A 13758-nucleotide genomic window follows, 5' to 3' on the forward strand; every position below is an offset into this window, starting at 1 on the left:
ACATGTAGTGAAAAATGATAAGTGTATGTTTTATTGCACCATTTTAAAAAGAACTAAAAAAGAAATTGTTATACTTCAAAGTTTTTTAAGCGAATCTTATGAAACTATCTTAGAAAAAATAAAAACTAGTTGGCCAGTAGTAATAATAATTAACGACGCCCAGGTTTTAACAAAAATAATAGGAAATAAACGCGTACAAATTGATGACAAAAATATCATAAGTTCAGGTTTTCCAAATATTGATATTTCCAATTTTTATTATGAAATCATATCATCAGAAGACACCAACCTCATTTCTATATGTCGAAAATCACATGTGGATGAAATCATTCAAAGATACATCTCAAACAAATTAAATGTCATTGATTTTTCTTTGGGAAATTCAAAAATCTCATCTGCAATTGAATTTATTGAAGAACCTAATTTCTATACGTCAAATGCAATGATAGAATTATCAAACCAAACAATTTCTTCAATTAAAATTATTAATGATATAGATGTGCATAACTACGACATTAATGGGTTAGAGGTTTCAAGCAATTATTTACTTTCTTTTTCAGGAGCATTAGATGCTATTTTAAATTTTGGGACTACTAAGATCAATTTTATTGACAAAAAGACAGAGCTCTTATCTACATTTAAGAATACGCGCTTTTTTAATCAATTCTTAAAAATAGGTCTGATAACTATTTTGGCACTTTTACTTTGCAATTTTCTTTTTTTTAATTTCTATTTTGAAAAAGTAAAAGGATTACAGGAAACAGCGCAACTCAATCATATCACAAAAAGTGATATCATAACTCTTAAAACCGAGGTTGAAAAATCACAACAACTGGCGGACGATATTCTTAAAAACAACGTATCTAAAAGCTCATTTTTTGTAAATCAAATTGTAAAAACCTTACCTCAATCTATCATATTATCAGAGCTTAATTATCAACCGCTCCAAGCTCGTGTAAAAAAAGAGAAACCTATTTCAATATCTGATGACATTATAGTCATTTCTGGAACTTCAAACGACAGTGACCTTTATTCTTTGTGGATCAGTAATTTAGAAAAAAATGATTGGGTACAAAATATTGAAGTAACAGATTATAGTGATATTAGTAAAGACCTTTCTAGGTTCAACTTAAAAATACAATTGAAAAGTGAAAATTAAGTCAAAAAATATTGCTTTAGTTTTTGGTTTCTTAACGCTACTATTTTTGAGTTACAGACTAGCCATATCCAAAACTATGGACTTAAAAAACGAATATCAATTATTAAAAAAAAAGGAGGATTTATTTAAGAATACTCCCAAAAAGTTATCACTTCTTAAACAAAAGCAAAAATATTACGATTCCGTTTTAAATGAGCATCAAATAAAAGGTGGTTCCATCCAAAATAACTTATTACAAGTTTTGACGTCCTTTTCAAAAACTTCTAATTTAAAGGTTGTTGGTTTCTTAGAGCCTCATGTTACCGATAACGAAGATATTTCGGTAAAGGTATATCGATTCACTGTTCAAGGTAATTATAATGATATATTAAAGCTAGTACATCACTTTGAACAAAACACAAAGTTTGGCGAGGTAATTAATTTGCATTTAGAAAAACAAACTGATTTTAGAAAACGTAAGAAGTATTTGCAAGCTAAAGTTTTGCTAAGGAGTTATGGTTAATATACACTTAGAAATCTTTGTGGTATGGCTGAACCTTTACATATTATTAAATAAAAAATCGATAACAGAAAGCTCCCCAAAGGTTTACGCCATATCATAAAATAACAAGTTTCATAAGGTTTGCACCTTTTAATTTATGATTATCTCAATATCTTGTTTAAATTTGTATTAATTAAAAGATTAAACTGCATACGTTTTTGCATACGATTTTATAGTAAAGTAGTCTCTGAGTCCAGTAAATGTGTTTAAAATAGAGTACTCCTTGGATTCACAACCCGGAGGTCACGAGTTCAAATCTCGTTCTCGCTACTCATATTACAAAGAAAAGTCAAGAAATAATTCTTGACTTTTTTGTTTTCTAGAATATAGCTGAAATAACTATACTTTTTATTTTTTAATCTACAGAATAGTAAAAACTGAGATATGATTCAAAAATTTAGCCATGAAATACCTAGTCGGCTAAATATATATCCTATAAATCAAAAAGCCTTGGTAACCACATTGATATTTCTGGAATATATGTTATCAGGAATAGCACAATTACCATAATAAGTAAAAATGGCAACAACGGTTTTACAACTTGAGACACCGATACCTTCGCTATACCACTTCCTACAAAGAGAATAGTACCTACTGGTGGCGTACACAAGCCAACACATAAATTCAGCACTAAAACAATACCAAAATGTACTGGATGCATACCCAATGCCATAACTACTGGTAAAAATATGGGTGTAAAAATTAGAACTGCAGGTGTCATATCCATAAAGGTGCCTATGATCAATAATGTTAAATTGATTACTAAGAAAATGGCAAACTTGCTGCTAAATTGTTCTAAAAGAAAATTACTCATAAGCTCTGGAATTCCCTCGAATGAGAATAGCCAACTCATAGCCATTGAGGTACAAATTAAGAACATAACCACAGCTGTTGTCTTTGCGCTATTCAATAGAATGTTTGGAAAACTTTTTATGGTAACACTTCGATAAATCAAAGCCAAAACTGCTGCGTACAAAACAGCTATCACAGAGGCTTCGGTTGCGGTAAAAATACCTGCAACAATACCTCCAACAACAATTACTAGCATCAATAAACTAAAAAAGGCTTTTCTAAAATGGTTCCAAACCTCTCTTAAAGTAGCTCTTTTCCCTCTGGTAAACTTCTTTTTTATGGCTACAAAAACAATATACCCTATCAAAGCCAATCCCAATAAAATACCGGGCAAATACCCAGCAATAAACAAAGCTGCAACAGAAGCTGCTCCTCCACTTGCCAGAGCATAAACGATTAGAATATTACTTGGTGGAATTAATAAACCCGTAGTTGATGATGTAATATTTACGGAAGCACTGAACTCTCTTGGATAGCCCTCTTCCTCCATGCGGTCTGTCATGATACTTCCTATTGCAGAAGTAGCTGCAACGGCAGAACCCGAAATAGCACCGAATAGCATTGATGCCAATACATTAACGTAAGCTAAACCTCCTGGAAGGCTTGCCACTAAGGATTTTGCAAAATTTATAAGCCTATTGGCAATACCCCCTTGTTTCATAATTTCTCCAGCCAAAACAAAAAACGGAATGGCCAACAGCGCAAAACTATCTATACCCGTCGTCATCCGTTGTGCTATAGTGGTTAAACCAGGGAGTTTATCAATATTAAGTAATAAACTAAGGGTAGTTGCAATCCCAATACTGTAAGCTACAGGAACTTTAAGCATTAATAGCGTAAAAAAACTAGCAAATAAAACGATGATACTTAATACTTCAATACTCATGATTATACAGGTATTTGGTCTTTAGAAATTTTTGAGATGTGGTACACGGAAAACCACATAATTAGTAGCCCACTAAACGGCAAAATGGCATATATATATCCAAGCGGAATACGAAGTGTTCCCGATAATTGTCCTAAATGCAAAGTGGTGTAAACTAAGTTGAGTCCTCCTATAACCATTACTATCAAGGCGAATAAAAAGATAAGAACTTCAATGATAATAGATGCTTTCTTCTTGGTTTTATCAGAAAACTTTTGGTACAAGAAATCCATAGATAAATGCTCTCTTTTAGCATTTAAATAAGCAGCACCTAGGATAGACATCCATATTAATGAAAATCTGGCAAGTTCTTCTGTCCAAGAAAATGAACCTTTTAGCACGTATCTTGCAAATACTTGAAACAATACATCAAATACCAAAAGAGCAAATATGATGATTAGGAAAATTTCCATAAACCTTACAACTTTGTTAAATAGAGAATTGGATGTTTTCATATTTTAATTGGCTTTTATTTTCTTAACTGTATCTGCAAGTTCAGGGTATTCCTTTGTAAATTCTTCTAAAACTGATTTGGCTTTATCAGCAAACAAAGGCTTTTCAGGAATAATTACCTCTACTCCAGCTTCCTTAATAATCTTCATGCTCTCCTCTACTGATTCCTTCCAGAATTGCTTCTGGGCTTGTGCTGATTCTTCTGCTGCTTCCTGAACCCAAACTCTCTCCTGTTCCGATAATTTTTCCCATTGCTTTGTACCTATTAGAAGTACATCTGGTACAGCAGAATGTTCATCTAAAGTATAATATTTGCTAATTTCATAATGATTTGATGACACTACAGACGGTGGATTGTTTTCCGCACCATCAACCACACCTTGCTGAATGGCGGTATATAACTCCCCATAAGCCATTGGGGTAGCCGAACCACCCAATGCATTAACCATATTAATGGCCATTTGGTTGTTCATTACCCTAATCTTTAAACCACTTAAATCCTCCGGTGTTCTAATGGCTTTATTTGATGTGTAAAAGCTTCTATTTCCTGCATCATAATAACACAAACCACGAAGCCAAAATTTGCTTCCTTTTTCCAAAATAGATTTTCCAACCGGACCTTCCAGAACATCAAACATATGCTGTTTGTCCCTAAATAAATAAGGTATTCCAAACACGTGGTAATCTGGAACAAAATTAGACATGGTAGCCGCACTAACTTTAGTTATGGCAACACTACCTATCTGAAGCAGCTCCACAACCTCACGCTCTGAACCTAATTGTCCATCAGGAAATATCTTGATTGTTAGGGTTCCTCCTGATTTTTTAGCTAGTGCTTTCTGAAATTCAACAATCCCTTTGTGAACAGGATGTGTTTGAGGTAAAGTATGACCTAAATAAAGCACTTTTTTCCCGTCTTCTTTCTTACAAGATAGAACTGCTAGAAAAAGTAAGCTAATTACAAGTATTTTTTTCATCTTTTATTTAGTTTTCGATGAGATTAAAACCGAAGTAGTTTTTTGCATTATAATAGCAAATGTTCTGTACCATTTTACCCAAAAACTCTATATCATTTGGTATTAAACCCTGTTTTACATCTTCAGCTAAGATATTACATAAAATCCGCCTAAAGTATTCGTGTCTTGGAAATGATAAAAAACTTCTGCTATCTGTAAGCATACCTACAAAACGACTTAATAGCCCCATATTAGACAAACAGTTTATCTGCTTTTCCATACCATCTTTCTGATCTAAAAACCACCATCCAGAGCCCCATTGCATTTTACCAGGATAATCTGAATTTTGAAAATTGCCCATCATGGTAGCAAATACTTCATTCTGGGATGGATTTAAATTATACGTAATGGTTTTTGCTAATTGATTTGTTGAGTTAAGGGTATCAAAAAGTTTTGACATAAACTGAGCCATTGGAAAATCCCCTATGGAATCCACTCCTGCATCTAATCCTATTTGATTCAATAGCCTACTGTTATTATTTCGAACAGGGCCTAAATGATACTGTTGTACCCAATTGTATTCATGATATTTCTTTCCTAAATAAATAAACAGGAAGGATCTATATTTATCAACTTCATCTTTATTGAGCTTATTTCCTTTCAAACGTTTTGAAAATATAGCATCAATCTCTTTTCTTGTGAAATCTGCAAGCTTCAGTTCTTCTCCTACACCAAAATCGGAGAGCTTGCAACCTTGTGCATCAAAAAATGCCAAGCGTTTATCTATGGCATTCAAAAAGGTATCCACATCTTTTATTTCTAAATTGGATACAGCACCAAGTTTTTTGATATAGGCTAAAAACGTGTCCTTGCCAATAAAAAACAACTCGTCCGATCTAAAGGTTGGCAATACTTGCGTATAAAAATCGCCATTTGCAATTTCCATATGATATACCAAATCATCCGTAGGATCATCCGTAGTGCATACAACTTCAACTTTCATGTATTCTAGAAGTTGTGCAGGTGTTTTATTTTCTAAGATAGCATTGGCGCGATTGTAAATATCTTCGGCTGTACTAGGTTGCAGCAGTTCATCAATATCAAAATAACGCTTTAATTCTAAATGCGTCCAATGAAATAATGGATTTCTTAAAGTGTTGGGCACGGTTTCAGCCCATTTTAAGAACTTTTCTTTATGTGAAGTGGCTTGACCGGTAATATAAATTTCTTCAATTCCATTTGCGCGCATTCCACGCCATTTGTAATGGTCTTCCTTTAACCAAGCCTCAGTTATATTTTTAATTGGTTGGTTTTCAGCTATTTTTTTTGCTGATAAATGGTTGTGATAATCAATAATTGGTAAATCCTTTGCATACTTATGATACAGCGTTTCAGCAATATCAGATTGTAGTATGAAATTATCTGTAATAAAATGTGTTGTATTCATTGATAACTTTAGTTCGAGATAACTACTAACTAATTAGTTTTACCTATTTTTATTGGACTATTAGATATTGTGCTTTAAACCGTATTCTAACCCTCTTAACTCTGCAAGACCTCTTAATCTTCCAATACCTGAGTATCCTGGGTTTGTTTTTTTATGTAAATCGTCCAACATCTGATGGCCATGATCGGGTCTTACAGGGATAGCAAAATCTGAATACCCTTCAGCCTTTCTTCTTTTTTCTTCTATTAAAATTTCTTTTACGATATTATACATATCTACATCGCCCTCTAGATGATTGGCCTCGTAAAAATTACCACCCTCATCTCTTTTTGTGCTTCTTAAATGCAGAAAGTGTGCTCTATCTGCAAATCGTTTAAAGATATTGACTAAATCGTTATCCGCCCTAACACCTAAAGACCCTGTACAAAACGTAATCCCGTTTGCTCTGTCTGGAACATTATCAAATAAATAAGCATAATCAGACTCTGTACTCACAACCCTCGGCAATCCTAAAATTGGATATGGCGGGTCATCAGGATGAATACACATTAGCACGTTGTTTTTAGACGCCACAGGAATAATCTCCTTCAAAAAAGAAACCAGATTATCTCTTAGTATTTGCGCATCTATATCCTTGTAAGTATCAAGTATGGTTTGAAATTGTTCTAAAGTATACCCCTCTTCTGCTCCTGGTAAACCAGCAATAATGTTGTTTACCAATTTTGTCTTATCAACATCAGAAAGATTGTCAATATAGGCCTTAGCCGCTTTTTTTTGTTCACTTGAGTAGGCATCTTCAGCTCCAGGTCGTTTTAATAAAAACAACTCAAAAGCGGCAAAAGCAATAACATCAAAACGCAATGCCTTTGAGCCATCTTCAACTTCAAAATCCAAATCGGTTCTAGTCCAATCTAAAACGGGCATAAAATTATAGCAGACGATATTTACGCCGCATTTTGCTAAGTTTTCAATGCTTTCTTTATACCGTTCTATGTATGTTTGAAATTGTCCTGAACGGGTTTTTATATTCTCATGAACTGGTATACTTTCAACAACACTCCAAGATAAGCCTTCTTCCTCAATAATAGATTTACGCTTTTGTATTTCATCCACAGTCCATACCTCGCCATTAGGAATATGATGTAGTGCAGAAACAATCCCAGTTGCCCCTGCTTGTTTTATATCTGATAAAGATACGGGGTCATTTGGCCCGTACCACCTCCATGTTTGCTCCATTTTGTATAGTTTCCTTTTTTGTAAATTCTTGCATCAATTCAGTTACTAATTTGCCATCTTCAACCGGACAAGGGTTACTGCGTTTTCCTAGAAAATAATTAACCGTCTCCTGAATCATAGGCTGTTGTATATTTTCTGGGTTTTTAAATTCGAATGTTTTATTTATTTTGTTTGAGTTGAGTTTAAGCGTTTCCTTATAAAAAGAGATTTCAATAGTTCCATTTTCACCGTAAATGGTACAACGGTCTTCTTCTAAGTAGTTTGGGATTGCAAAGGACCACATACCTCTAAATTGAATGCCATTTTTAAAACTAATAATTCCATTTACAGTATCATCCACTTTATTAATATTTGATTGATTAACAGCGATGCCTTTCGCCAAATCAAAATCGCCAAAAAAATGATACATTAAATCTATTTGATGGGGTGCTATATCGTGAAAATAGCCTCCTCCAGACACTTCCTCGTCCAATCTCCAAGTAGCCTTATCATTAAAATTATAAGGTTGCAAAAACCTTAAATCTACAAATTTTATTGATCCGATGGCATCACTATCAATAAGCTGCTTTACTTTAACATACATTGGTAAAAACCTACGATAATGTGCAACAACTAATTTCTGATTACTTTTATTAACTGCGTTTTCTAGCTCTAAAGCCTCATTATCGTCAAGCACCATTGGCTTTTCAATGTATACATTTTTGCCAGCCTCTAATGCTTTTAATGCATAGTGCAAATGTGTAGACGGAGGTGTTGCAATATAAACAGCGTTAATATCAGGATTTGCCAAAAGCTTATCTGCATCGCTATACCAAAAAGGTACATAATGACGTTTTGCGAAATCTTCGGCTAAATCACCATTTCTTCGCATGACAGCTAATAATTTAGAATTTTGACATTTTTGAAATGCAGGCCCACTTTTAACTTCGGCCACATCACCACAGCCAATAATTCCCCAAATAACAGTATCGTTAGTCACTTTGTGTAATTAAGATTTTAAATTAAACTCCGCTAAATGCACTAAAACCTCCATCTATAGGAATAACAACTCCCGTTACAAACGAAGCACCTTCTCCACATAGCCATAACGTTGTTCCTATTAAATCTTCTGGCTCGCCAAACTTACCCATAGGCGTTTGTTCGATAATTTGGTTTCCTCGTGGTGTTAAACTGCCATCATCGTTAGTAAGTAACGCACGATTCTGATCTGTCAAAAAGAAACCCGGAGCCAGAGCATTCACGCGAATACCCACTTTTGAGAAATGTACTGCCAACCACTGTGTAAAGTTAGATATAGCTGCTTTTGCCCCACTGTAAGCAGGAATCTTGGTTAAAGGTGTAAATGCATTCATTGAAGAAATGTTTAGTATACTACACCCTTCTCTTTCAACCATGTCCTCTGCAAAAACTTGTGTTGGCAACAAAGTTCCAATAAAATTTAAATCAAATACAAATTTAATCCCATCGGTATCTAAATCGAAAAACGTTTTAAAACCCTCCGCTTTGTTTTCTAAATCTCCTTTTAAGTAGTGAGGATTTGATGTTGTACCTAAAGGATGATTTCCTCCTGCACCATTAACTAATATATCGCATTTACCGAATGCTTGATTTACTTCTTTTTTAGCCTGTTGTAAAGATTCTTTTTTAAGAACATTGGCAGCAACACCAATGGCTTGCCCTCCATCGGCATTAATTTCATCTGCTATATTATCGGCTGCTTCTTTTCTAAGGTCTAAAACGGCGATTTTGTGTCCTTGTTTTGCAAGTGCCTTTGCTAATGTTCCGCAAAGTACACCTCCTGCCCCTGTTAAAACTATTGTCTTACTCATTAATTTTGCTTGGTTGTTGGTTTAAATTTCGTTTTGAAATATTGATAGCGTAATAATAACTTACTTAACAAAAATAGCGAATTCAGTTGATTACCTGTCCTGTTCTGTCCTGCTTTTTTTTATTTCGAGTAATGTTCCATAAAAATAGTTTTTGGATAAACTAATTATTTATTGAAAATAGTGTTTAAGCAAATCTAGTTGAATAGAAAAATTAGCAATACAATAGTTAATCTCGTTACAGGTTGTAACCAAGAATGCAAATTCCAAACTTAATTTGTTTTAATATTCTATTAATTGCTGAAAATTTATTGATCAAATTAAATTTTTAGGTTTTTTATAAAACTTGATATTTTCAGTTGTTTAATAAACATGATAAACACAAATATCTGATTATCAGTAAAAAATAGCATGTGTTTTAAGAAAATAAAAAACTTATGTAATCTAAATTCTTTTTATAAATATGTATTTCATCGATTTTTTATGCTTTTCATGGAGTTTTATTCTGTAATATACTATATTAGCCCCCATAATTCATTAACCCCTAAATCTAATGAAAAAAACTACCTACCAAAAAATTGTAATACTACTTGTTTTCAATTTATTTATCAGCTATGGTTTCTCTCAGGTAACAAATCAAAAACCAAAAAGAATTGCGATACCAAATCCCTCTGTTCTTACATTACAAAGTATACAAAAGGCAGGGATTGATTTGTCCTGTGGCCCAAAGTTTGTTAATAATAACTTACAAATGGAACTTAGTTATGCCGAATTGTTACTTCTAGACAACAACGGGATCGCTTACAATGTTTTAATCGATGATTTAACTACTTATTATCGAGAAAGAAACGCCAGAGATTTACCAATAGCTCAGGAAGAGTTAAGACAATCCCAACAAATAGCGGCTGCAAAAAGAGCTAGTAAAACCTTGAGCAAGAAAAGTAGTCTAGTTGATAACCCAACACAGCATGACGAATGTGATGAAATTGATTGGGTAGAACCTACAAACTTTAAGTTAGGAAGTATGGGTGGAGCATTTACATTAAGTGAAGCTTATGCCGAACTAGATTTAATGCGTAGTATGTATCCAAATCTGATATCTGTTAGAACAGATGCTTCAACATCAGGAACAGTAACCCATGGAAACTCTACTGGAGGCACAACATGGTCTGGGCAACCAATATATTATGTAAAAATTTCAGATTTCCCAGATTTAGACAAAGATGGGAATGGTAGTGATGAACCAGAGACTCTAATTACTGGTGCAATGCATGCCCGTGAGATAAGTAGTGTTATGAACACATTCTACTTTATGTGGTACTTGCTAGAAAACTATAGTACAGATCCATTTGTAAAGAATATTGTAGATAACCATGAGATCTATGTAATGCCTATAAGTAATCCAGATGGTTATCGCTGGAACGAAGTTATAGCACCATCTGGTGGTGGTTTACAACGTAAAAATTTAAGACCAGGAGTTGCTGACAATGGTACAACTAGTTCTTCAAATAATGTTCGTGGGGTAGATTTAAACCGAAACTTCAATTATTACTGGGGGTGGGATAATTCTGGATCATCCCCTACAACTAGTAGTAACACTTATAGAGGTCCCTCAGCTGGGTCTGAGCCTGAAACACAAATTGTTCAAGAATTTATAACAGCTCATGATATTAAAGTAGCAGTTAACCATCATGGAGGCTTAAATTCAATTGTTACATCTTCATATAATGGTAGTGTTTCAGCTTTAGATTCAGGAAGAGAAGATGAATATGCCAAAATTTGTCATGATTTAACACATTATAACAGATATATTTATGGTTCTGCACCAAATACGCTTTATGAAGCAAATGGTGATGTTAACGACTGGATGCTAGGTGGACCTGCAGTGACATCTGGAGGACAAACGAGTTCAGGTTCAGGTAAAGATGTTTTGGCTTTTGCCCCAGAAAATGGTGATGATTTTTGGCCAACAACTACTTTAATTGTTGATATCGCAAGACGCGCATTACGAATGAATTATCTTTCAGTACTTTATTCTGGAAAATTCGCTAAACTTCATGATTTAAATACAAGTGATATTAATTCCACATCAGGAAATTTAACCTTTGGTGTAGAATACTTAGGCAAAACATACGATGATATTACGCTTACGGTTACACCAGTTTCTTCTAACATTACTTCAATGACTTCACCGTCGGTTCAATCAGGATGGACAAAATTGGAGCAAAGAAATTTAACAGTGCCTTACATATTAAATGCTGGAATTCAACCAAATGATGAAATAGAATTTCAAGTTACACTTAGTAATGATGATTTTATTATCTATCGTGCTAATTATATAAAATATTATCAGCCAACAGTGCTGTTTCAAGATAATGATACTGACACCTCAAACTGGACCACAGCTGGTGGTACTTGGGGAACTAGTGGAGATTCCTATGTCGGCTCTGTAGCTATTACAGATTCACCTTCAGGGTCTTATGGAAATAATGAAAACAAAACCATTACATTAAATTCAACTATAGACTTATCTAATTCCAACCAGGCATTAATACAGTTTTACGCGAAATGGGATTTAGAAAGAAACTATGATTTAGTACAATTTGAAGCTAGCACAAATGGTGGCAGTAGCTGGACTGCACTTTGCGGCAGATATAACAAACCTGCTGCTACATCTTTAACCAATTTTCATTTAAATAAGTCAACAGGCACTCATCAATCTTCAAATGGAGACACTGTTTATGATGGGGATAGTATGGATAAGTGGGTTATGGAAGAAATTTTAATAGATAATGTAGATAATAGTTTCTTATTAGGTCAAAATAATGTTCAATTTCGTTTTAGATTCAAAACAGATAGTTCCAATCGAGAAGACGATTTAACAACAACGTTTGACGGCTTTATATTTGATGATTTTAAAGTTATTAGTTTCCCTGTTCCATGTGATAACTCTAATCCTCCATCAGGACTAGCCGCTGATGTAACAACCACACCTCTATCTGCAATTTTAACATGGGATGCTATTCCTTCTGCTACGTATGATATTCAATATCGTCAAATAGGGGCTCCTTCTTGGACAACAATAACAGATTCATCGACTAATACCTATACAATTAATGGATTAACAAATGGAGTAGATTATGAAGCTCAAGTAGCTACGCGTTGTACAGGTACTACTTCTGCTTTTAGTTCTTCCGTGAATTTTACAGCAGTAAATATTGCAACCTTGCATGAAGGTTATTTTGAAACTGGTCTTGATAATTGGACACTAGGAGGTGCTGATACATTTAGATATTCTGAATCAGCTAATGGTACAAATTTCTCTTACGAAAATGATTATTCACTACAAATTAGGGATAATTCAGGGGTCGCTTCCAGAGTAACTTCTGAAGTTTTTGATTTAACCGGATATAGCAATGTAAATATTAGCTTTTACTACTATCCTAATAGTATGGAAAATAATGAAGACTTCTTTTTACAGTTCTTTAATGGTTCTAGCTGGCAAACAATAGCCACTTACATATCTGGAACAGACTTCAATAACGGATCGTTTTATTCAGATAATATATCTCTGGACAATGTGACATATAATTTCACAGCAAACGCTCAATTCAGATTTGAATGTAGCGCAAGTCAAAATAATGATCAAGTATATCTTGACCAAATAATTATTACGGCTACACCTATTACAACAGGAAGTACTACTTGGTATCAAGATTTAGACAGTGATAACTTTGGTAACCCAGCTGTAAGTCAGGTTGCCGCTTCACAACCTGCAGGATATGTAGCAGATAATACAGATTGTGATGATAACGATCCTAACGAGTTCCCTGGTCAAACGTGGTACATCGGGGTGGATAATGATTCTGATACCTACTTCGGTAGTGTGACTTCAGTAACGGCTTGTGAGCAACCTGTTGGGTATTCGCTTACGGCGCCTACTGCAGATGATTGTGATGATAACGATCCTAACGAGTTCCCTGGTCAAACATGGTACATCGGGGTGGATAATGATTCTGATACCTACTTCGGTAGTGTCACTTCGGTGACTGCTTGTGAGCAACCTGTTGGGTATTCGCTTACGGCACCTACTGCAGATGACTGTGATGATAATGATCCTAACGAGTTCCCTGGTCAAACTTGGTACATCGGGGTGGATAATGATTCTGATACCTACTTCGGTAGTGTCACTTCGGTGACTGCTTGTGAGCAGCCTGTAGGCTACAGCTTAACAGCACCTACTGCAGATGATTGTGATGATAACGATCCTAACGAGTTCCCTGGTCAAACTTGGTACATCGGGGTGGATAATGATTCTGATACCTACTTCGGTAGTGTGACTTCAGTAACGGCTTGTGAGCAA

The 13758-nt window shown here is 34.5% G+C and carries 9 protein-coding genes and 1 pseudogene; 3 read left to right on the forward strand and 7 right to left on the reverse strand.

Going from position 1 to position 13758, the window contains the following annotated elements; translation table 11 throughout:
- The first annotated feature begins 7 nt into the window (after positions 1-7).
- Both EYD45_RS07585 and EYD45_RS07590 read left to right on the forward strand, forming a co-directional pair.
- Positions 8-1159, forward strand: a complete 1152-nt coding sequence (locus EYD45_RS07585) for a PilN domain-containing protein (RefSeq protein ID WP_130963937.1) — start codon at positions 8-10, stop codon at positions 1157-1159.
- Entirely contained in the window at positions 1149-1661 is a 513-nt protein-coding gene (locus EYD45_RS07590; RefSeq protein ID WP_233702564.1) for a hypothetical protein, read from the forward strand. Before EYD45_RS07585 ends, EYD45_RS07590 begins: the two co-directional genes overlap by 11 nt.
- A 472-nt stretch (positions 1662-2133) precedes the next feature.
- On the opposite strand, the gene EYD45_RS07595 is transcribed toward EYD45_RS07590, so the two are convergent.
- The 7 genes and pseudogenes from EYD45_RS07595 to EYD45_RS07625 all read right to left on the reverse strand — a co-directional run.
- On the reverse strand, positions 2134-3438 hold the full coding sequence (locus tag EYD45_RS07595; RefSeq protein WP_207303297.1) for a TRAP transporter large permease: 1305 nt from the start codon (positions 3436-3438) through the stop codon (positions 2134-2136).
- Between the two features lie 2 nt (positions 3439-3440).
- The gene (locus tag EYD45_RS07600; protein WP_233702566.1) at positions 3441-3890 is read right to left on the reverse strand and encodes a TRAP transporter small permease; all 450 of its coding nucleotides are present in this window, start codon (positions 3888-3890) and stop codon (positions 3441-3443) included.
- Positions 3891-3935: 45 nt separating this feature from the next.
- The gene (locus tag EYD45_RS07605; RefSeq protein ID WP_130963940.1) at positions 3936-4907 is read right to left on the reverse strand and encodes a TRAP transporter substrate-binding protein; all 972 of its coding nucleotides are present in this window, start codon (positions 4905-4907) and stop codon (positions 3936-3938) included.
- 7 nt (positions 4908-4914) lie between these two features.
- Positions 4915-6333, reverse strand: a complete 1419-nt coding sequence (uxaC, locus tag EYD45_RS07610) for a glucuronate isomerase (RefSeq protein ID WP_130963941.1) — start codon at positions 6331-6333, stop codon at positions 4915-4917.
- Positions 6334-6393: 60 nt separating this feature from the next.
- Positions 6394-7569: a mannonate dehydratase gene (uxuA, locus tag EYD45_RS07615; protein ID WP_130963942.1), complete on the reverse strand. Its 1176-nt coding sequence runs from the start codon at positions 7567-7569 to the stop codon at positions 6394-6396.
- On the reverse strand, positions 7535-8548 hold the full coding sequence (locus EYD45_RS07620; protein ID WP_130963943.1) for a Gfo/Idh/MocA family protein: 1014 nt from the start codon (positions 8546-8548) through the stop codon (positions 7535-7537). Before EYD45_RS07620 ends, uxuA begins: the two co-directional genes overlap by 35 nt.
- Positions 8549-8570: 22 nt before the next feature.
- Positions 8571-9401, reverse strand: a pseudogene (locus EYD45_RS07625) (SDR family oxidoreductase); the annotation flags it as partial.
- A 547-nt stretch (positions 9402-9948) separates the two neighbouring features.
- On the opposite strand from EYD45_RS07625, the gene EYD45_RS07630 reads away from it, so the two are divergent.
- Positions 9949-13758: M14 family zinc carboxypeptidase (locus EYD45_RS07630; protein WP_130963945.1), on the forward strand; the 3810-nt coding region annotated here is incomplete at its 3' end.

The organism is Hyunsoonleella flava, from assembly GCF_004310325.1.
Classification (GTDB): Bacteria; Bacteroidota; Bacteroidia; order Flavobacteriales; family Flavobacteriaceae; genus Jejuia; species Jejuia flava.